This is a genomic window from Ruegeria sediminis, from assembly GCF_005938215.1.
Lineage (GTDB): Bacteria > Pseudomonadota > Alphaproteobacteria > Rhodobacterales > Rhodobacteraceae > Ruegeria > Ruegeria sediminis.
The window spans coordinates 383364-403720 of sequence record NZ_VCPD01000003.1 but is presented as its reverse complement, the minus strand read 5'-3'; the positions used below and the strand labels follow the sequence as shown (position 1 = coordinate 403720).

The 20357-nt window shown below is 64.7% G+C and carries 20 protein-coding genes; 6 read left to right on the top strand and 14 right to left on the bottom strand.

Translation table 11 applies throughout. The annotated features are described in order from the left end of the window. Positions 1 to 127: 127 nt before the first annotated feature. Positions 128 to 574 carry a DUF4174 domain-containing protein gene (locus FGK63_RS10430; RefSeq protein WP_138841891.1) on the top strand — a complete coding sequence of 149 codons (447 nt, stop codon included), beginning with the start codon at positions 128 to 130 and terminating at the stop codon, positions 572 to 574. Positions 575 to 670: 96 nt separating this feature from the next. Here the strand turns inward: FGK63_RS10430 and FGK63_RS10425 are convergent, their stop codons facing one another. From FGK63_RS10425 to FGK63_RS10405, 6 genes are all read right to left on the bottom strand, one after another. After that, positions 671 to 2716: an acetyl-CoA carboxylase biotin carboxylase subunit gene (locus tag FGK63_RS10425; RefSeq protein ID WP_138841889.1), complete on the bottom strand. Its 2046-nt coding sequence runs from the start codon at positions 2714 to 2716 to the stop codon at positions 671 to 673. A gap of 120 nt (positions 2717 to 2836) precedes the next feature. Further along, the gene (locus tag FGK63_RS10420) at positions 2837 to 3040 is read right to left on the bottom strand and encodes a hypothetical protein (protein WP_138841887.1); all 204 of its coding nucleotides are present in this window, start codon (positions 3038 to 3040) and stop codon (positions 2837 to 2839) included. Positions 3041 to 3512: 472 nt separating this feature from the next. After that, positions 3513 to 3866 (bottom strand): hypothetical protein, encoded by a 354-nt coding sequence (locus FGK63_RS10415; protein ID WP_138841885.1) that lies wholly within the window; start codon positions 3864 to 3866, stop codon positions 3513 to 3515. Between the two features lie 69 nt (positions 3867 to 3935). Further along, positions 3936 to 4070, bottom strand: a complete 135-nt coding sequence (locus FGK63_RS21125) for a hypothetical protein (RefSeq protein ID WP_281282115.1) — start codon at positions 4068 to 4070, stop codon at positions 3936 to 3938. A 214-nt stretch (positions 4071 to 4284) separates the two neighbouring features. After that, the gene (locus tag FGK63_RS10410) at positions 4285 to 4770 is read right to left on the bottom strand and encodes a DUF6497 family protein (RefSeq protein ID WP_138841883.1); all 486 of its coding nucleotides are present in this window, start codon (positions 4768 to 4770) and stop codon (positions 4285 to 4287) included. Between the two features lie 203 nt (positions 4771 to 4973). Continuing rightward, positions 4974 to 6506: an acyl-CoA carboxylase subunit beta gene (locus FGK63_RS10405; protein ID WP_138841881.1), complete on the bottom strand. Its 1533-nt coding sequence runs from the start codon at positions 6504 to 6506 to the stop codon at positions 4974 to 4976. A 182-nt stretch (positions 6507 to 6688) separates the two neighbouring features. On the opposite strand from FGK63_RS10405, the gene FGK63_RS10400 reads away from it, so the two are divergent. Then, on the top strand, positions 6689 to 7894 hold the full coding sequence (locus FGK63_RS10400; protein ID WP_138841879.1) for a multidrug effflux MFS transporter: 1206 nt from the start codon (positions 6689 to 6691) through the stop codon (positions 7892 to 7894). A 63-nt stretch (positions 7895 to 7957) separates the two neighbouring features. Next, positions 7958 to 9358: a helix-turn-helix domain-containing protein gene (locus FGK63_RS10395; protein ID WP_138841877.1), complete on the top strand. Its 1401-nt coding sequence runs from the start codon at positions 7958 to 7960 to the stop codon at positions 9356 to 9358. 51 nt (positions 9359 to 9409) lie between these two features. Here the strand turns inward: FGK63_RS10395 and FGK63_RS10390 are convergent, their stop codons facing one another. From FGK63_RS10390 to FGK63_RS10360, 7 genes are all read right to left on the bottom strand, one after another. After that, complete coding sequence (locus tag FGK63_RS10390) at positions 9410 to 9649, bottom strand: HP1242/YdcH family protein (protein ID WP_138841875.1); 240 nt, start codon at positions 9647 to 9649, stop codon at positions 9410 to 9412. Positions 9650 to 9750: 101 nt separating this feature from the next. Then, positions 9751 to 10371 (bottom strand): thermonuclease family protein, encoded by a 621-nt coding sequence (locus tag FGK63_RS10385; RefSeq protein ID WP_246044001.1) that lies wholly within the window; start codon positions 10369 to 10371, stop codon positions 9751 to 9753. Positions 10372 to 10455: 84 nt separating this feature from the next. Next, positions 10456 to 12114, bottom strand: a complete 1659-nt coding sequence (betA, locus tag FGK63_RS10380) for a choline dehydrogenase (protein WP_138841871.1) — start codon at positions 12112 to 12114, stop codon at positions 10456 to 10458. A gap of 93 nt (positions 12115 to 12207) precedes the next feature. Next, a complete protein-coding gene (betC, locus tag FGK63_RS10375; protein WP_138841869.1) occupies positions 12208 to 13716 on the bottom strand; it encodes a choline-sulfatase in 1509 nt (502 codons plus the stop codon). Continuing rightward, on the bottom strand, positions 13713 to 14285 hold the full coding sequence (gene betI / locus FGK63_RS10370) for a choline-binding transcriptional repressor BetI (RefSeq protein ID WP_138841867.1): 573 nt from the start codon (positions 14283 to 14285) through the stop codon (positions 13713 to 13715). Before betI ends, betC begins: the two co-directional genes overlap by 4 nt. A 58-nt stretch (positions 14286 to 14343) precedes the next feature. Then, a complete protein-coding gene (locus tag FGK63_RS10365) occupies positions 14344 to 15297 on the bottom strand; it encodes a DMT family transporter (RefSeq protein WP_138841865.1) in 954 nt (317 codons plus the stop codon). 40 nt (positions 15298 to 15337) lie between these two features. Beyond that, positions 15338 to 15937: a LysE/ArgO family amino acid transporter gene (locus FGK63_RS10360; RefSeq protein ID WP_138841863.1), complete on the bottom strand. Its 600-nt coding sequence runs from the start codon at positions 15935 to 15937 to the stop codon at positions 15338 to 15340. A gap of 86 nt (positions 15938 to 16023) precedes the next feature. On the opposite strand from FGK63_RS10360, the gene FGK63_RS10355 reads away from it, so the two are divergent. Both FGK63_RS10355 and FGK63_RS10350 read left to right on the top strand, forming a co-directional pair. Further along, entirely contained in the window at positions 16024 to 16908 is an 885-nt protein-coding gene (locus FGK63_RS10355; RefSeq protein WP_138841861.1) for a LysR family transcriptional regulator ArgP, read from the top strand. A 39-nt stretch (positions 16909 to 16947) separates the two neighbouring features. Then, positions 16948 to 17637, top strand: a complete 690-nt coding sequence (locus FGK63_RS10350; RefSeq protein WP_138841859.1) for a nitroreductase family protein — start codon at positions 16948 to 16950, stop codon at positions 17635 to 17637. 89 nt (positions 17638 to 17726) lie between these two features. On the opposite strand, the gene FGK63_RS10345 is transcribed toward FGK63_RS10350, so the two are convergent. Next, complete coding sequence (locus FGK63_RS10345) at positions 17727 to 18467, bottom strand: YebC/PmpR family DNA-binding transcriptional regulator (protein WP_138841857.1); 741 nt, start codon at positions 18465 to 18467, stop codon at positions 17727 to 17729. 107 nt (positions 18468 to 18574) lie between these two features. Here FGK63_RS10345 and FGK63_RS10340 point away from each other — a divergent pair, with 107 nt between their 5' ends. Then, a complete protein-coding gene (locus tag FGK63_RS10340; RefSeq protein WP_138841856.1) occupies positions 18575 to 20347 on the top strand; it encodes an SLC13 family permease in 1773 nt (590 codons plus the stop codon). The last annotated feature ends 10 nt before the right edge of the window (positions 20348 to 20357 follow it).

Sequence of the window (20357 nt, the reverse complement as noted above, 5' to 3'; positions counted from 1 at the left end):
GGAACGCGCGCATCGTCATTCCGCCTCTCCGGCGCAGCGGACTGCGACAATGTTTTTGCTGCGTTCATGCAATTCCCTTGTCGCATTCACCTCGGCAGCGTCTATATTCAATGTGACAGGAGACCAAATGACACGCACGCTAGCCATTGTTTTCTCTGCACTAATCCCCCTGGCCGCGATGGCCGCGGACGCAACGTTGCCTGCCGAGGACGAACTGGTCCGGGCGGCGGGCGACACCGATCTGAGCGAGTTCCTGTGGGTGAACCGGCCGATCGTCGTATTTGCCGACAGCCCGGCCGATCCCCGCTTCCAGCAGCAGATCGAGATGCTGCGCGAGGGTGAGGCGATGCTGCGCGACCGCGACGTGGTGGTGCTTACGGACACCGACCCCAAGGCCCGGTCCGCAGTGCGCAGCAAGCTGCGCCCGCGCGGTTTCCAGCTGGTGCTGGTGGACAAGGACGGCGTCGTCAAACTGCGCAAGCCGGCGCCATGGAGCGTGCGCGAGATCACCCGCTCGATCGACAAGACCCCCATGCGCGAACGCGAGATCCGCGAGCGACGCGAAAGCAACTGAGCCTCCGATCCGCCCCTGCGGCCCATTTCGGGCATGTATGTCCTTGCGCGTCGCACGATGTCCTTCCCTTTCCGGTGAGGGACCGGGGTTACCCGGTCACTCGAATTCCATGATCACCTCGTCCACGGCGAGGCTGTCGCCGGGGCCGGCGTTGATCTTGGACACGACACCCCTTTTCTCGGCGCGCAGGATGTTCTCCATCTTCATCGCCTCGACGGTGCAGAGCGCCTGCCCCTCCTGAACTTCCTGACCGACCTCGACATTGACCTTCACGATCAGGCCGGGCATCGGGCAGAGCAGCATCTTCGACGTGTCGGGCGGTAGCTTTTCCGGCATCAGCCGGGCCAGTTCCGCCTGGCGCGGCGTGCGCACATGCACCTTGATGTCCGCGCCGCGGTTGCGGATGCGGAAACCACCCGAGATCTTTCCGACCTTCAGGACCAGCGGGCTGCCATCGACGTCCAGAGTCGCCAGCTGATCGCCCGGCGTCCAGTCGGACGCCACGCGATGCACACCGCCGCCTTCGAAGGTGACGGTCGAACCCTGGTGATCGGCCGCGATGGTCACGTTGTATTCGTGATCCTGCAGACTGACGGTCCATTCAGTGCCGACCTTGCGTTCATGGTTGTCCATCCGGCCCGAAACGCGGGTGCGGCGGATCTCGGCGACACGGTGCATGGCCGCGCAGGAGGCGGCGATGCGGCGCAGTTCGTTTTCGTGCAGGGTCACGCCCTCGAACCCGTCAGGGTATTCCTCGGCGATGAACGCGGTGGTCATGTCGCCCGACACGAACTTTGGATGGTCCATCACCGCGCTGAGGAACGGCAGGTTGTGGCCGATGCCTTCGACCTCGAAACTGTCGAGCGCGACACGCATGGCCTCGATCGCATCATCGCGCGTCGGCCCCCAGGTGCAGAGCTTGGCGATCATCGGGTCGTAGTACATCGAAATCTCGCCGCCCTCGTACACGCCGGTGTCGTTGCGCACCGCCGTGGCGCCCTCGGGCGCCTCGCCCTGCCATTTCCCGTTCGCCAACAGCGGCCCGGCGGCGACTTCGGCGGGCGGACGGTAGCGGGTCAGACGGCCGATCGACGGCAGAAAGTTGCGGTAGGGATCCTCGGCGTAAAGCCGGTTCTCGATGGCCCAGCCGTTCAGTTGCACGTCGTCCTGGGTGATGGACAGCTTTTCGCCGGCGGCCACCCGGATCATCTGCTCTACCAGATCGACCCCGGTGATCAATTCGGTCACCGGATGTTCCACCTGAAGGCGGGTGTTCATCTCGAGGAAGTAGAAGTTCTTCTGCCCGTCCACGATGAATTCCACCGTACCGGCGCTGGCATAGCCTACGGCCTTGGCCAGGGCGACGGCCTGTTCACCCATGGCGCGGCGGGTCGCCTCGTCAAGGAAGGGCGACGGCGCCTCCTCCACGACCTTCTGGTTGCGGCGCTGGATCGAGCATTCCCGCTCGCCCAGGTAGATGCCGTTGCCGTGGCTGTCGCAGAGAACCTGAATCTCGATATGGCGCGGCTGCGTGACGAATTTCTCGATGAAGATCCGGTCGTCGCCAAAGGAACTCGCGGCCTCGTTCTTGGAACTCTGGAAGCCCTCGCGCGCCTCGTCGTCGTTCCAGGCGATGCGCATGCCCTTGCCGCCGCCGCCCGCGCTGGCCTTGATCATCACCGGATAGCCGATTTCCCGGCTGATCTTCACCGCCTCGTCGGCGTCCTCGATCAGGCCCATGTAGCCCGGCACGGTCGAAACATTCGCGTCCTGCGCGATCTTCTTCGAGGTGATCTTGTCACCCATCGCCTCGATCGCCCCTTTCGGCGGGCCGACGAAAACCACGCCCTCGGCCTCGAGTGCCTCGGCGAACTTGGAGTTTTCCGAAAGGAACCCGTAACCCGGATGCACCGCCTGCGCGCCGGTCTGGCGAATGGCCTCCATCACCTTGTCGATGACGATGTAGGACTGGTTCGCGGGCGGCGGGCCGATGCGGACGGCTTCGTCCGCCATCTGGACATGCAGCGCCTGCTTGTCGGCGTCGGAATAGATGGCGACGGTGCCGATACCCATCTTGCGCGCAGTCTTGATGACCCGGCAGGCAATCTCGCCCCGGTTGGCGATCAGGATCTTGTTGAACATGGAACGTCCTTTGTCTTGGGGTTCTTGGAACGCAAAACGCCACCGAAGGCCTTTCGGCCCGCGGTGGCGTCAAGCGTGATTGCGGTCCGGCGCCCGAAGGCCCCGGAGAAAGCGATTACGTCAGTCGCAGTTGTTCTGGGTCTGGCAATACAGCAGGTTGCCCGCCGCGCCTGCCGCCGCGCCGACAACCGGGTCGGTGTTGAGAACGAGAGACCCCAGAACGCCGGCGCTGCCGCCGTAAAGCGCCTGCTCGGCCGGAGTGTCGCCGCAGGCAGCGAGGCCCGCGCAGATTGCGAGTGCCGGGATGAGTCGTTTGATCCGCATGTTTGATGTCCCTTGTCAGACGTTGACTGCTCGCCCGTCTGATGCCGGGGAACGCCAGCGGTCTGCAACAAAATTCGGCACCCGGAAAAAGCCTGCGCAAAATCCTGCCAATGCCCGTCAGCGGCCGGCGGGCAGAAAAAAGCGGGCAGGAATCTGTGGGGTACACGGACCTGCCCGCCCAAGGAAGGGGTACGGAATAGTAGGTGCATGCACGGCATAGGCAAACAGACGCCGTGCGGCCCGATCACTCTGCCCGTGTCCGTTTGCGCCGCCAACTCGCCACTGACACGAACCGGTTTTCCGGCCAGTTTCTGCCCATTCCGTAAATCCGCGCGCAAGATTGCGCCGACGCGACCGCGGGAAGTCGGCTGAAACCGCGCCAAATTCCCCGCCGCAAGCGTTTTTTGCAACCGCGCGTGCGGCGATCCCGGAAACGCCGGGAAAGTCGCTGGCAGAGGAGTGCGGGACATGGTCAGTGCTCCTCCGAGAAAACGTCGGGATAGCTTGACTGCGCCACGGCCACGTCGATCACCAGCAGGGCTTCGTAGCTGGCGGGATCGAACGGCTCTTCGGCGGGAACGACTTCGCGTCCGAACAGCCAGCTCAGCCGTCCGGCATCCAGGTTGCCGCGTTCGAAGGGCTGGTCTCCGAAGTGAATCCACAGCGCCTCCATGAAGGCCGCATCCACCCTGCGGTCCACGGCCTTGCGGTCGCGGTACCTTTCGCGCCGGATCAGCGGCGTGACGCCCTTGGGATTGGCGCGGCGGATGGTGAACTGGAAATCGGTGCCGGGGAAGCGGCTGGGGAAACCGCGATGCTTCAGCATGGCCGGCCCTCCCCGAACAGGGCCGCCGGACGGCGCGGGACCAGCCGCAGGGCCGGTCCCGCGGCAATCTTATCCGTACTTGCCGGTGTAGGTCGGCTCAGTCGTGACCGGTTCCGGCACGATGACTTCTTCTTCCTGCTGACTGCAGCCCGCAACGGCGCCGACGAATGCCACCATTGCGAGGAACTTGACGCATTTCGACATTTATTTCTCCTGTCTCCGTTCGCTGATTTTGACGGGGGCAGAGTCCATGCTCTCCCCTCAAGCGAGGTCACGGCTGCCCGATTGCAACCGCACGCCATGGTACTTGAAAATGAAACAGAAATACATCCGGGAGTGGATGGGTTCATGGCATGTGCCTCCAAAGCCGTTGGTTTCCGCCGAGAGGTTCGGGCGATGTTCGGAATCCCTGTCATCGTCAGAACCCCTCCCAGATACAGCGGGAATTTTCCAACCGGTAGGCTTCGAAGAATTGGGTGGTGTCGGGCGCGGACATTCCGAAGTCGACCGCGCGATCGGACATCGAGATGATCACCCGGGCCGGCTCCAGCCGGTGCTTGTCGACATAGGGAACGGCCAGGGTCCGGCACAGGTGCTCCATGTCGATGGTGGCCACGTCATAGCCGATCTGGCCCACGGCCGAGCCGATCTTTGGAGCGATGAAGCGGAAACGCACCCACAATTCGCCGGGATTGTCGTCCAGCAGGACATCGGCAAGCTGCACGGGCTGTCCGGAAGGGACCGGCAGCAGCGCCTCGGCCCTGGCCGTCGCGGCGGCGACGAAGACCAGAAAGCCCGCGGCGATTCCGCAGCCCCGACCCCGCGAAACGCAGGCTCCTCCCGCCGGGGCTGCTTGCGCGTCGCTTTCGGCGCACGCGGTTCTATGCCGATTCGCGCGGATCATGGGGCGGATTGGCCTCGTGAGTCAAACGGTGTCGCGACGACCCCGGCAACGCCCGCGTGACCCTGCGCGAACGGCAAGGCGTCCGTGAGGCCAATCGGGAACGTCCGGGTCGTGCAAAGCTTGGTCATCGCGTCTTTCCGAAAGGCGGGCGCATCCCGCGGTTTGCGGACCGGCGGGGGATACCCCGCCCTGTCCCTGCTGTCTTACAACGGAATGTTGTCGTGCTTTTTCCAAGGGTTCTGCAGCTGCTTGTTGCGCAGGCTGGCAAAGGCCCGGGACACGCGGCGGCGGGTCGAATGCGGCATGATCACCTCGTCGATGAACCCGCGCTCGGCGGCCACGAAGGGATTGGCGAAACGATCCTCATAGCTCTTGGCATGGGCCGCGATCTTCTCGGCGTCGCCCAGGTCGGCGCGATGGATGATCTCGGTCGCGCCCTTGGCGCCCATCACCGCGATCTCGGCGGTCGGCCAGGCATAGTTGAAGTCGCCGCGCAGGTGCTTGGACGCCATCACGTCATAGGCGCCGCCATAGGCCTTGCGGGTGATGACGGTGACCTTGGGCACCGTGGCCTCGCCATAGGCGAACAGCAGCTTTGCGCCATGCTTGATGACCCCGCCATATTCCTGCGAGGTTCCCGGCAGGAAGCCCGGCACGTCCACGAAGGTCAGGATCGGGATTTCGAAGCAATCGCAGAACCGGACGAACCGCGCGGCCTTGCGCGAACTGTCGATGTCGAGACAGCCGGCCAGGACCATCGGCTGGTTCGCCACGACGCCTACGGTCTGACCTTCGAGGCGAATGAACCCTGTGACGATGTTCTTGGCGAAATTTTCCTGGATCTCGTAGAAATCGCCCTCGTCCGCCACCTTGGCGATCAGTTCCTTCATGTCGTAGGGCGTGTTCGGGTTTTCCGGCACCAGCGTATCGAGCGACATCTCAAGCCGGCCCGGCTCGTCGAAGAAGGGGCGCACGGGCGGCTTTTCCCGGTTGTTGAGCGGCAGGAAATCGACCAGTCGGCGGACTTCGGCCAAGGCCTCCACGTCGTTCTCGAACGCGCCATCCGCGACCGAGGATTTCCGCGTATGGGTCGAGGCGCCGCCCAGTTCCTCGGCGGTCACGACCTCGTTCGTCACCGTCTTGACCACGTCGGGGCCGGTGACGAACATGTAGGACGTGTCCTTGACCATGAAGATGAAGTCGGTCATCGCCGGCGAATAGACCGCGCCGCCGGCGCAGGGCCCCATGATGACCGAGATCTGCGGCACCACGCCCGAGGCCATGATGTTGCGCTGGAACACTTCGGCGTAACCGGCCAGCGACGCCACGCCCTCCTGGATCCGCGCCCCGCCCGAGTCGTTCAGGCCGATCACCGGCGCGCCGTTCTGCATCGCCATGTCCATGATCTTGCAGATCTTCTGCGCGTGCGTTTCGGACAGCGAACCGCCGAACACGGTGAAGTCCTGGCTGAAGACATAGACCATCCGGCCGTTGATCGTGCCCCAGCCGGTGACGACGCCATCGCCCGCAGGCTTTTGCTTTTCCATCCCGAAATCGGTGCAGCGGTGCGAGACGAACATGTCGAACTCTTCAAAGCTGCCCTCGTCGACCAGCAGTTCGATCCGCTCTCGTGCCGTCAGTTTGCCGCGCGCGTGCTGCGCGTCGATCCGCTTTTGCCCGCCGCCCAGCCGTGCATCGGTGCGGCGGTCTTCGAGCTCGGAAAGGATGTCTTTCATCGCGAGTGTCCCCTGTCAAATTTGACCGGACCATATAGTGTGGGCCGCACGGGCCAAAGAACAATTCGGCAAATTTGCAAATTATTGGCAATTCATCCTCAGCTAAACGCAAATTTGTTAATTAACATCTTAACGCAACACCGGGCATGGATTCACGGAACCGCATATCCTAGATGCGAACCATGCAGTTCAGTTCCGCCGATACCCACCGCAGCCCCCCGACCCTGGCGACGCTCATCCTGCTGTCCGGCCTGTCTGCGCTGAGCATGAACATCTTCCTTCCCAGCCTGCCGAACATGGCCGAGCATTTCCGGACGGATTACCGGGTCATGCAGCTTTCGGTGGCGCTGTATCTGGCGATGAGCGCGCTGCTGCAGATCGTGATCGGCCCGCTGGCGGACAAGGGCGGGCGGCGGCCCGTGATCCTTTGGGGCATCGGCCTGTTCCTGCTGGTCACACTGGGCTGCATCTATGCGCCGACGGCCGAGATCTTCCTGTTCTTCCGCATGTGCCAGGCCGTCATCGCGGTCGGCATCGTGCTGAGCCGCGCCGCGGTGCGCGACATGTACCAGCAGGACAAGGCCGCTTCGATGCTGGGATACGTCACGATGGGAATGGCGGTCGTCCCGATGATCGGCCCGGCGATCGGTGGCGTTCTGGACATGGCCTTCGGCTGGCAGGCCAATTTCTGGCTGCTGTTCGGGCTGGGCGCGATGGCCCTGCTGCTGACCTACAAGGATTTCGGGGAAACCGCGCACAAGAGCGGCAAGACGCTGACCCAGCAGTTCCGCGAATATCCGGAACTGCTGACCTCGCCGCGATTCTGGGGCTATGCGCTGGCCTCGGGCCTGTCCTCAGGCGCCTTTTTCGCCTATCTCGGGGGCGCGCCCTTTGTCGGCACCGAAGTGTTCAAGATGGCGCCGACCGAGGTCGGCATCTATTTCGGCGCACCGGCTGTCGGGTATTTCTTCGGCAATTTCATCAGCGGGCGCTATTCGGTGCGCTTCGGCGTGAACCGGATGGTACTGTGGGGCTGCTGGCTGAACGCGATCGGCGTCGCGCTGTCGCTGATAATCTTTCTGGCCGGTCTGGGCACAGCGATCAGCTTTTTCGGCTTGATGACCTTCGTCGGTCTCGGCAACGGCATGTCGATTCCCAACGCCACCGCAGGTTCGCTCTCGGTCCGCCCGCATCTGGCGGCGACGGCCTCCGGGCTGAGCGGGGCGATCATGCTGGGCGGCGGCGCGGGGCTGAGCGCGCTTGCGGGTGCGCTCTTGACCCCGGAAACCGGCGCATTGCCGCTGCTGTGGCTGATGCTGGTCACGTCGATCCTTGGTATTCTGGCGATCCTGGTCGTGATCCGGCGCGAACGCCAGTTGGGCTTGTGACCGCTTGAACCCAGGGCTTTGCAAAGCTAGCCTTTGCGGCAGGAAAACCTGCAAAGGCACCCCATGGCCACCCAAAAGCTCTATGCCGGCGCCAAGCTGCGCGAAATTCGCACGCGCCTGTCCCTGACGCAGAAGGATTTCGCCGGAAAGCTCGGCGTATCGCTGCCCTACCTGAACCAGATGGAGAACAACAACCGGCCCGTTTCGACGACGGTTGTCCTGGCGCTGGCGCAGGAATTCGGGCTGGACGTCACCGAACTCAGCACCGGCGACAGCGAGCGCCTGGTCTCGGACATGCGAGAGGCGCTGGCCGACCCGATCTTTGCCGACGCGATGCCGCCGCTGGCCGACCTGCGCCTGACCGCCTCGAACGCGCCTGCGCTGGCGCGCGCCTTCATCGAACTGCACCGGGCCTATCGCCAGACCCACGAAAGGCTGGCCTCGCTGGACGAGGCGCTTGGGCGCGAGGATGCCCGCCTTCAGGCAAGCCCCTGGGAGGAGGTGCGCGATTTTTTCCACTATTGCGACAACTACATCGACGCGGTGGACCGCGCTGCCGAACGCTTTGCGGAACGCTCGGGCGCTGCCGGCGGGATCAGGACCATCGCGATGGAAAGCCTGAATGAACGCGGGATCGCCGTGGAGTTCGCCGATATCGAGCCCCTGCGCAGCTACGACCCCGAGACGCGGACGCTGCGCCTGTCCTCGCGGGCGGCGCCGCAGACGCAGGTCTTTCAGCTGCTGCTGCAGGTGGCCCTGCTCAGCCAGGACAAGCTGCTGGAAGCGACGCTGGATTTCGCACGGTTCCAGAGCGAGGAGGCGCGCGCAATCGCGAAGATCGGCCTTGCGAACTATTTCGCGGGCGCAGCCCTCATGCCCTATGGCACGTTCCTGGCGGCGGCGCAGGATTATCGGCATGACCTGGAACTGCTGAGCAACCGCTTCGGCGCTTCGATCGAGCAGGTCGCCCACCGCCTGTCGACGATGCAAAGACCCGGCGCCAAGGGCATACCTTTTTTCTTCGTCCGCGTGGATCAGGCGGGCACCATCACCAAGCGCCATTCGGCGACCCGCCTGCAATTCGCCCGGTTCGGCGGCGCCTGCCCGCTTTGGAACGTGCATCGCGCCTTTGAAACGCCCGGCCATTTCCTGCGCCAACTGGCGGAAACGCCGGACGGTGTCCGCTATATTTCGCTGGCGCGGGATGTCTCGAAACCCGGCGGCTCCTTCGGCGCGCCGGTGCGCCGCTACGCCATCGCCCTGGGGTGCGAGGTACGCCACGCCGACGCGCTGGTCTATGCCGACACCCTCGACGTCAGCAATGCCAGCGCCTTCGAACCCATCGGGATTTCCTGCCGCATCTGCGAGCGCAAGACTTGCCACCAACGCTCGGTCCCGCCGCTGGAACGGCGGCTGACGATCAATGCCGACGAACGCGGCACGCTTCCTTACGAAGTGAACTGAACTCTCCGGGCATGGCGAGGCAGGCATCGCCCGCCCCGTCGCCCGTCCCGGTCAGGCTTTGGACAGGATTCCCCATATCTCGTCCTTCAGCGCGGCGCGCTTCTTGCGCAGATCGACTTCGGCCAGCCCGTCCATCGGTTCGACATTGGTTTCGGCGCGGTGCACGGCGCGGTTGATTTCGTGATATTCGTCGGCCAGCCGGGCGAAATGCGCGTCCGATTGCTTGAGCTGGCTGATGCGTTCGGCCTTTTCCGGGAACTCTTCTGCCAGTTCGTGCGGCGTGTGGGTCATGTCTGTTCGCTCCTTGACTTGCTGTTGCGATCCACAGCTAAAGCGCAATCGCGCCGCCCTCTTTGACCCGGATCAAATCGGCCGCGAACAGGCGCGGTTTCTCAGCGCCGGGCGGCGCGCCAACCCGCCTCGCGGGCCTCGGCGGCAGAGCAGAACCAACGTTCGCCCTTCTTCGGGTTGATCTGCGTTCGCGCGTAGTGCCTTTGCCCAGGAACGTGATAGATCCGCTCACCTTCGGCCGAGATGTTGCCCTTGATCCGGCAATCGCTTGGGGCCTTTGCCGCGCCGCCGGCGGCCCGGAACAACCAAGGCGCCTGCACCGTGCCCGAGTGCAACCCGGATTTCTCGGCCATCGCCACCCGTTCCTGTGAAACGTAGTCGCCGGAATACTTGCGAAAGGCAAAAGCCAGCCCCTTTTCGACCAGGGTCCGCCCCACATCCTCGCCCGCGACCTCGCAACGCGCCACGGTGCGACCATAGCGATCCCGGTCCAGCGGGCGGCACCGCGCGGTGCGCCCTTCATAGGCGCGGCGCACCTTGTCGGTCGCCCAGACGCCGCAGGACCAGTCGGCGCCCTCCCTGCTCTGACAGGTCTGATCCATCTCGGGCGCATCGATGCCGTGCAGCCGAACCCGGACGCCCCCGACATCCCACGTATCCGCGTCCACGACACGCACGGGTCCGGAAATTTCTTCCGACGCGGCCGCGGCGAGCGGCAGCATGAGAACAAAGATCAAACAAATCCTTAACATACCCCCGATATGCACCCCCTGAGGGGTGCATTCAACGGGTCTTGTTAAGAAAGGTTAACGCTGTGCCGTCGCCCAGCCGGGATGGATCCATGGGCGATCGTTGGCCCGCGGCAGCGGGTCCTTGCCCAGAAGGTGATCCGAGACTTTCTCGCCCACCATGATCGACGGCGCGTTCAGGTTGCCGTTGGTGATCTGCGGAAAGACGGAACTGTCGGCCACGCGCAGCCCGTCCACCCCGATCACTCGGCCCTGCGGGTCGACCACCGCGCCGCGGTCGTCGGGGCGCCCCATCCGGCAGGTGCCGCAGGGGTGATAGGCGCTTTCGGCATGTTCCGCGATGAAAGCGTCAAGTTCCTCGTCGGTCTGCACCGCATCGCCGGGCTGGATCTCGTGTCCGGCAAAGGGCTTGAACGCGTCCTGACCGAAGATCTCGCGCGTGAGCCGGATGCAGGTGCGGAAATCCTCCCAGTCCTTGTCGTGGCTCATGTAGTTGAACCGGATGACAGGCGCATCCTCGGCCCGGGCCGACCGCAATGTCACTGAGCCGCGGGACGGCGAGCGCATGGGCCCCACATGCGCCTGGAACCCGTGCCCCTCGGCGGCGGCCTGCCCGTCATAACGCACGGCGATCGGCAGGAAGTGGTACTGGATGTCCGGGTATTTCACGCCCGGCTTCGACCGGATGAAAGCCGCGCTCTCGAACTGGTTCGATGCGCCGAGACCGGTCTTGGTGAAAAGCCATTGCGCGCCGATCAGCCCCTTGCCGACCAGATTCCAGTGCTTGTAGAGCGTGATCGGCTGGATCGCCGCCTGTTGCACATAGAGTTCCAGATGGTCCTGCAGGTTGGCCCCCACGCCGGGGCGGTCGGCCACCACCTCGATCCCGTGCTCGGCCAGATGCGCCGCCGGGCCGATTCCCGACAGCATCAGCAGCTTGGGCGAGTTGATCGACGAAGCCGCCAGAACGACCTCGCGCCGGGCGCGGATCACCTTTTTCCTGCCGCCGCGGATCAGTTCGACCCCTACGGCGCGGCCATCCTCGATCACCACGCGCGAGGCCAGGCCGCGCACGATGTCGCAATTGGCGCGTTTCAGCGCGGGTTTCAGATAGGCGTTGGCCGCCGACCAGCGCCGCCCCTTCCAGACGGTCTGCTCCATCGGGCCAAAGCCTTCCTGTTTCGCGCCGTTGTAGTCGCCAGTCACCTCGTAGCCGGCCTGGCGCCCCGCCTCGACAAAAGCGCGGAACAGGGGGTTCGATCGCGGGCCGCGGGTGACGTGCAGCGGACCGCTGGTGCCGCGCCAGGTGGCGTCGCCGCCATGGCCGCCATCGTGCCAGGTCTCCATCCGCTTGAAATAGGGCAGCACGTCGGAGAAGGACCAGCCATCCGCGCCCATCTCGGCCCAGGTGTCGAAGTCCATCGCGTGGCCGCGCACATAGACCATGCCGTTGATCGACGACGACCCGCCGATCACCTTGCCGCGCGGGCAGACCAACCGCCGGTCGTTCAGATGCGGCTCCGGCTCGGACTGGTACCCCCAGTCGTAGCGCGACATGTTCATCGGGTAGCTGAGCGCAGCGGGCATCTGGATGAACGGGCCGGCGTCGGTGCCGCCATGTTCGATCACCAGAACCGAGGCGCCGGCTTCGCTGAGGCGATAGGCCATCGCGCAGCCGGCGGATCCTGCGCCGACGATGACGAAATCTGCTTCCATGGTCACGGCTCCTTTGACCCGCCGCAGCAGCGATTCCTTTTCAAGCTCGCTTTCGATGCCTTCGGCGGGAGTCTTTTCAGTAGGTTGAAGAGGTCATTCGCCCCGCGGGAAACGTTGGCTTTCCTCGAGATTGTCCAGGTTCATGTGGTTGCGCATGTATCGCTCCGACGCCTTCTGCAGCGGCTGGTAGTCCCAAGGGTAATAGCCCCCTTGTCGCAGCGCCTCGTAGACCACCCAGCGGCGGGCCTGGCTGGCGCGCACCTCGGCATCGAACCTGTCGAGATCCCAGCGCGCCTCGGATTTGGCACGCAAGGTCTGCAGCGTCCCCTGATGCTCGGGCTTGCCGGCAAGGTTCTCCATTTCGTGCGGGTCGGTTTCGAGGTCGAACAGTTGATCCGGGTCCAGCGCGCAGCGGTTGTACTTCCATTTGCCGTAGCGCAGCGAAACAAGCGGCGCATAGGATGCCTCGGCCGCGTATTCCATCATCACCGGTGCCGTACGTTCGGCGCCGTTCGCCAGCGGCACCAGATCCTCGCCGTCGGTCCAGGGGGCAATCTCGGCCATGTCCACACCGGCAAGCGCGCCCAGCGTCGGGGTCACGTCGATGGTCGAGACCGGCGTGTCGATCCTGCCTGCCGGCATGCCCGGCGCCGAGATCATCAGCGGCACCCGCGCCGATCCTTCGTAGAAATTCATCTTGAACCACAAGCCCCGCTCGCCCAGCATGTCGCCGTGGTCCGAAACGAACAGGATTATCGCCTCCTGCCGGGTGGTTTCCAGAACTTCGAGGATCTCGCCGACCTTGTCGTCCAGATAGGTGATGTTGGCGAAATAGGCCCTGCGCGACCGGCGGATATCCTCTTCGGTGATGTCGAAGCTGCGCCAGTCATTGGCGTCGAAAATGCGCTTGGCATGGGGGTCGTGGTTCTCGTATCCCAGATCGCCCACCTCGGGCAGCAGATGCTCGCAATCCTCGTAGAGATCCCAGTATTTGCGCCGCGCCACGTAGGGATCGTGCGGGTGGGTGAAGCTGACCGTCATGCACCACGGGCGGTCATCCTTGCCCCGCGCCAGGTCGTAAAGCTTGGCCTTGGCGTGGTAGGCGACCTCGTCATCGTATTCCATCTGGTTGGTGATCTCGGCGACACCAGCCCCGGTGACCGAGCCCATGTTGTGGTACCACCAGTCGATCCGCTCGCCCGGCTTGCGGTAATCCGGCGTCCAGCCGAAATCGGCGGGGTAGATGTCGGTGGTCAGCCGCTCTTCGAAACCGTGCAGCTGGTCGGGGCCGACGAAATGCATCTTGCCCGACAGGCAGGTGTAATATCCTGCCCGGCGCAGGTGATGGGCGAAGGTCGGGATGTCGCTGCGGAACTCGGCGGCGTTGTCGTAGACGCCGGTGCGGGACGGAAGCTGGCCGGACATGAAACTTGCCCGTCCCGGCGCACAGAGCGGCGACGCGGTGTAGGCATTGGCGAAACGCGTCGATCGCGCGGCCAGCCTTTTCAGGTTCGGCGCGTGCAGCCACTCCGCGGGACCGTCGGGAAAGAGGGTTCCGTTGAGCTGATCCACCATCAGGATCAGAATATTCGGTCTTGTCATTTTTCGGCCTCGATCAGGGTATTCAAAACGCGCATGGCATGGCTGACGGCCAGTTCAGGCTCTTCCGGGGCGCTCAGGGCTGCGCGGATGTAAAGCCCGTCGATCAGAGCGATCAGGTTTTCGGCCGCTTCGACCGGGTCCGCGACCGAGGGCCGCAACGCGTCGATCAGGTTCGAGCGCATTCGGGACTGGTAGATCTGCCAGAGGCGCAGGGCATCGCTGTTGGTCTGCGCCAGCACGTAGAACGTCATCCAGGCCGCGACGACGTCGGGGGTGAAGCAGGACGGGTCGAAACAGGCGCGAATGATCGCCTGCGCCCGCCCGCCCGGGGCGGCGGCCTTCAGCTTGGATCGCGCGACCTCGCTGAAATCCGTCAGGATATGTCGCATCGCGGCCAGAAATATCTGCTCTTTGCCGCCAAAATAATGATGCGCCAGGGCGCTCGACATGCCGGCCCGCTTGGCGATCTGGCTGACGGTCACGTCGAGGGACTTTTTCACGCCGAGTTCCGCGATCGTGGCCTTCACGATCGCGTCGCGCCGGATCGGCTCCATTCCGAGTTTCGGCATGACTCGCCCCTTCCAAGCAGATTGCTTGCCGAAACGCTAAGAGAATTTTATTGACTCGTCAATCAATAACGTTTTTTGGCGCACCGTCCCGAGGCGAAACAACCCTCACGGTCGGCGTGATGCCGGGCGGGGTGATCTCGCGCCGCTTGAGCACCGCCTCGCGCCAGGTGATGAAGCTGACCGCAGCAAGGATGAGCGTGCCGCCGGCGACGACCCAGATGTCCACGCCCTCGTGAAAGACCAGCGCGCCCAGCAGGGTCGCCCAGATCAGTTGCAGGAACGTCACCGGCTGCGTCACCGCCACCGGCGCGGCCTGAAGGGCCAGGGTCATGAAATAGTGCCCGCCAGTCGCGAAACAGGCGATCAGGAACAGGACGCCCAGATCGCTCCAGCTTGGCGGCGTCCAGACCGCCGCCGCGAAGGGGATCAGGAACAGCGTCACCCAGATCGACAGATGCGCAACGACCACCGAAGGCCGCACATCCGCGACGATCACCTTGGCCAGAATGTATGACCCCCCCAAAGTCAGCGAGGTTCCGAGCATGGCCAGGTGACCGGGCGAGATTTCACGAAATCCGGGCCGCAGGATGATGGCGGTTCCGATCAGCGCCACAAGAATGGCGGCGATCCTGCGGAAGGCCAGCTTTTCCCCAAGGAACAGCGCAGCGCCCAGGGTGACGTAGACCGGCGTCAGGTAGTTCATCGCCGTAACCTCGGCCAGCGGGATCTGCGTCATCGCGAAGAACCACAGCATCACCCCGAGCGCGTGAATGGCGCCCCGAATGCCGAACATCGTCACGAGCCGTTTGGTGAGTCTGGTGTTCACGATCGCGGACAGCGCCGGGATAAGGAACACGAGCCCGAACAGGTATCTCAGAAAAGCCGCCTGAATGGGGTGCATCGTCGTGCCCATGGACTTGACCAGCGCCGTCATGATCACGAAGGACATGCCGGCGGTCAGCATCCAGAACATGCCCGCCAGAGGTCGGGATTGGGCGGCGATCGTGGTCATGCGGACGGTTGAACACCCAAAATCTGACCAAGGCAACCCTTCACATCGCAACAAGTTTTAGGGCGATCGCCAGCATGGTGAAACCGATCAGCGTGTCCAGGACCTGCCACGCCCTCGGGCGGGAAAACCAGGGCGCGATCAGCCTGGCGCCGTAGCCCAGCGAAAAGAAGAACACGAAGCTGGACGAAGTCGCGCCAAGGGCGAACCCCAGACGGTCCTCGTACTGTGCCGAGATCGAGCCGATCAGCACCACCGTATCCAGGTAGACATGCGGGTTGAGCCAGGTGAACGCCAGCACCGTGATCAATGCGGCGCGCAGGCTGGTGCGCTGTCCGTTGCCCGCCTGCAGCGCCGCGCCGCCCTTCCACGCCGACATCAGGCTGCGGGCGCCGTACCAGGTCAGAAAGGCGGCACCGCCGTAGCGCATGACCGTCTCGAACAGGGGCGCCGCGGCGGCCAGTGCCCCGAACCCGGCAACCCCAGCCGCGATCAGCAGTGCGTCGGACACCGCGCAGGTCAGGCACAGGACGAACACATGCTCGCGCCTGAGCCCCTGGCGCAGAACGAACGCGTTCTGCGCGCCGATGGCAAGGATCAGGCTGAAGCCAAGGGCGAACCCTGGTACGAAAGACGCGGACATAATGCCTCCGGACGATGCCCGGATTGACTAGGCCAGCCGAGCGACTCTATCCAGTTAAAGATGCTAACACGAATTAAGATCTGCTAATGTCCTTCGACCCCAACCAGTTGGCCGCCCTGGCAGCCATCCTGCGGCTGGGCAGTTTCGAGGCGGCCGCCGCCGAACTGGCGGTGACCCCGTCCGCGATCTCGCAGCGCATCAAGGCGCTCGAGGACCGGATCGGCACGTCGCTGATCGACCGGGGCCCGCCCTGCAGCGGCACGCCCGCCGGACTGAGGATCGCCAAGCACGCCGAGGATATCGGCCTGCTCGAAGCCCAGCTCAGCCGCGATCTGGCGCTGGAACAGGGCGCCGGACCGGCCCGCCTGAAGATCGCGGTGACCGCCGACAGCCTTGCGACCTGGTTCATCGACGCGATGGCGCAGGCGGGCGATGTCCTGTTCGACCTGTTGATCGACGATCAGGACCATTCGGCGGACTGGCTTCGGCGCGGCGAAGTCAGCGCCGCGATCACGCTGGGCGGCAAGACGGTGACCGGATGCGACGCGACACCGCTCGGGACGTTGCGATACATCGCGACGGCCAGTCCCGAATTCATGCGCCGCTGGTTCCCGCACGGGGTGACGCCGCAGGCGCTCGCGGCGGCGCCCTGCCTGACCTTCAACCGCAAGGACGGTCTGCAACGCGCCTGGCTGGCGGCCAATACCGGCACCCGGATCGTCCCGCCAACCCATTACCTGCCGTCGAGCCACGCCTTCGTCGATGCGGCCTGCGCCGGGCTGGGTTGGGGCATGAATCCCGAGTCGCTGGTGCAACGCCCCCTCCGGGACGGCAAGCTTCAGGTATTGATTCCCGACACCCCGCTGGACGTGCCGCTGACCTGGCAGGTCAGCCGCATCATGTCGCCCGCGCTCGGGCCGCTGACCCGCGCCGTCAAGGCAGCCGCTGCCGAGGGGTTGATCCCGGGCTGACCGCGCCGGATAACGGTTCAGGACAATGGAGGACATGCCATGTTTGCCCGCGACGCGCTCAGCTATGATCCGATCCCCCTGCCCGACCGCAACGACCTTGACGACGAACGGATGCTGGCCGCGGCGCAGGGTTTCCTCGACGTGATGCGCCGCAGGCATACGGTTCGTGACTATTCCGATCGCCCGGTGCCGCGCGGCGTGATCGAAACCTGCATCCGGACCGCCGGCACGGCCCCGTCCGGCGCGAACCACCAGCCCTGGCATTTTGCTGCGGTCTCGGACCCGGCGTTGAAGCGGCGCATCCGCGAAGAGGCCGAGGAAGAGGAGCGCCGCTTCTACGCGGGCGGCGGCGGCGACGAATGGATCAAGGCGCTGGAACCGATCGGGACGAATGCGGTCAAGGAACACCTGACGGCCGCGCCGTGGCTGATCGTCGTATTCGCCCAGCGCTGGGGCCAGTTCGAGGACGGCACGCGTTACAAGAACTACTACGTGCCGGAAAGCGTGAACATCGCCACGGGCTTTCTGCTGGCGGCGCTGCACCATGCCGGGCTCTGCGCATTGACCCACACCCCCAACCCGATGCGGTTCCTGAACGATGCGCTGAAGCGCCCGGCCTCGGAGAAACCCACCATGATCATCGCGGCGGGTCATCCGGCGGCCAACGCGACCGTGCCTGCGGTGGCAAAGATGAAGAAGCCGTTGGAGGAAATCTCGAGCTTTTTCTGACGGTCCGGAACCGGCGGCGCCTTCAGCCTGTTCCTGAAATAAAAAAACCCGGCGCAGGCCGGGTTTCCCTGCCAAAAAACCTTTCGGCTCTACAACTGCTCCATCACCTCGTCGGTGGCTTCGAAATTGGTGGTGACGCGCTGAACGTCGTCGTCATCTTCGAGCGCGTCGATCAGCTTCATCAGGCGCTGCATGTCGTCGAGCCCCAGTTCCGTGGTGGTGGTGGGGCGCCAGACAAGCTTGGTCGATTCCGACTCGCCCAGCGTGGCTTCCAGCGCGCTCGAAACCTCGTTCAGGTCGGTATCGGCGCACCAGATGACGTGGCCGTCCTCCGAGCTTTCAACATCCTCGGCGCCGGCCTCGATGGCGGCTTCAAAGATGGTGTCCGCGTCGCCTGCCGACGCCGGGTATACAACTTCGCCCTTGCGCTCGAACATGAACCCGACCGAGCCGGTCTCGCCTAGGTTGCCGCCGTTCTTGGCGAAGGTCGAGCGCACGTTCGACGCGGTGCGGTTCTTGTTGTCGGTCATGGTCTCGACGATGACCGCGACGCCGTTGGGGCCATAACCCTCGTAGCGGATCTCTTCATAGGAATCGGCATCGCCGCCCATCGCCTTCTTGATGGCGCGTTCGATGTTGTCCTTGGGCATCGACTGGCCCTTGGCTTCCTTCACCGCAAGACGCAGGCGCGGGTTCTTGTCGGGATCGGGGTCGCCCATCTTGGCGGCGACGGTGATCTCTTTCGACAGCTTGGAAAACAGCTTGGACCGCGCGGCGTCCTGGCGCCCCTTGCGGTGCTGGATGTTGGCCCATTTGGAATGGCCGGCCATGGTGCGTCCTCGTGATGATTGCCTGTTCGGCGCCCATATAGACTTTTGCGGGGGCCCGGATCAAGAGACCGGCTTGCCGGGGCCGAGTTGCCGCGTATGGTGGGGCCATGACCACGGATCAAATCATTCTGTTCACCCTGTTCGTCGCGGTTTTCGCCCTGCTTCTCTGGGGGCGGTTCCGCTATGATCTGGTGGCGTTCTCCGCGCTGATGGCAGGAGTGATCCTTGGCGTCGTTCCCGTGGACGACGCCTTTTCCGGTTTCGGCCACCCGGCGACGATCGTGGTGGCCTTGGTGCTGGTGGTGTCGGCGGGTCTCGTGCGCTCGGGGGCGGTCTTCATGATCACCCGCACCCTGGTCGATGCCTCGCTCGGGCTTGGCGCCCATATCGCGCTGATGGGCGGGATCGGCGCGGTCCTGTCCGCCTTCATGAACAACGTGGCCGCGCTGGCGCTGCTGATGCCGGTGGACATCCAGACCGCCCGCAAGGCCGGCCGCGCGGCGGGGCTGACGCTGATGCCGCTGAGTTTCGCCACCATCCTCGGCGGCATGGCCACCCTGATCGGCACGCCCCCAAACATCATCATCGCCTCGATCCGGAACGAGGCCCTTGGCGCGCCCTATCAAATGTTCGATTTCGCCCCGGTGGGCGGGCTGGCGGCGCTGGCCGGCCTGATCTTCGTCGCGCTGATCGGCTGGCGGCTGATCCCCGAGCGGGGCATGCAGGGCGACGCCTCCGAGGCGCTGGCGGAATACATCGCGGAGCTCACGGTGCCGGCCGAGTCGTCGCATATCGGCAAGCGGCTGGGCGAACTGGACGAAACGGCCGAGAAAACCGACGTGGCGATCCTGGGCCTGATCCGGGACGGGCGCCGGCGCTATGGCCGCGCCGCCAACGTGATCCTGGAAGAGGGCGACGCGCTGGTGCTGGAGGCGACACCGGAGGCGCTGGACGAATTCCGGGCGGCCCTCAGCCTGGATTTCGCTGAGACCGAAAGACAGGGCGTGCTGGACGCTGCCGGCGAGGGGCTTGAGATCATCGAGGTCGTCGTGCCCAGAACCGCCCGCATCGCCGGGCGCACGGCGCAGGGGCTTGGCCTTGCCTGGCGGCACCGAACCATCCTGATGGGAATTTCGCGGCAGGGGCGCCGCATGTTCAAGCACGTCCGCAAGACCGAAGTCGAACCCGGCGACATCCTGCTGCTGTTGTGCCCGCGCGATCACGGCGGGTATGTCACGGAATGGCTGGGCTGCCTGCCGCTGGCCGAGCGCGGGCTGAACGTGACGGCGGATGACAAGGCGTGGCTGGCGATCGGCCTGTTCGCTGCCGCCGTTCTTGCCGCCAGCGTCGGGCTTCTGTACCTGCCGATCGCGCTGGGGCTGGTGGTCATCGGCTATGTCCTGACCAGGATCCTGCCGATTGCCCAGATCTACGACCACATCGAATGGCCGGTCGTGGTGCTGCTGGGGTCGATGATCCCGTTGGGCGCGGCGCTGGAGACCTCGGGCGGAACGGAACTGATCGCGGGGGCGCTGGTCGGCCTGACCAGCGGGATGCCGGCCTGGGCCATTCTGACGGTCCTCATGGTCGTGACCATGACGCTGTCGGACGTGCTGAACAACACCGCAACCACCATCGTCGCCGCCCCGGTCGGCATCCAGATGGCGCGCACGCTGGAGGTGTCGCCCGATCCGTTCCTGATGGCGGTCGCCGTCGCCGCCTCGGCGGCGTTCCTGACGCCGATCGGGCACAAGAACAACACGCTGATCCTCGGCCCGGGCGGCTATCGCTTCGGCGACTACTGGCGCATGGGGCTGCCGCTGGAAGTGCTGATCGTCGCGGTCTCGATCCCCGCGATCCTGGTCTTCTGGCCGCTCTAGGCTTGCTGCC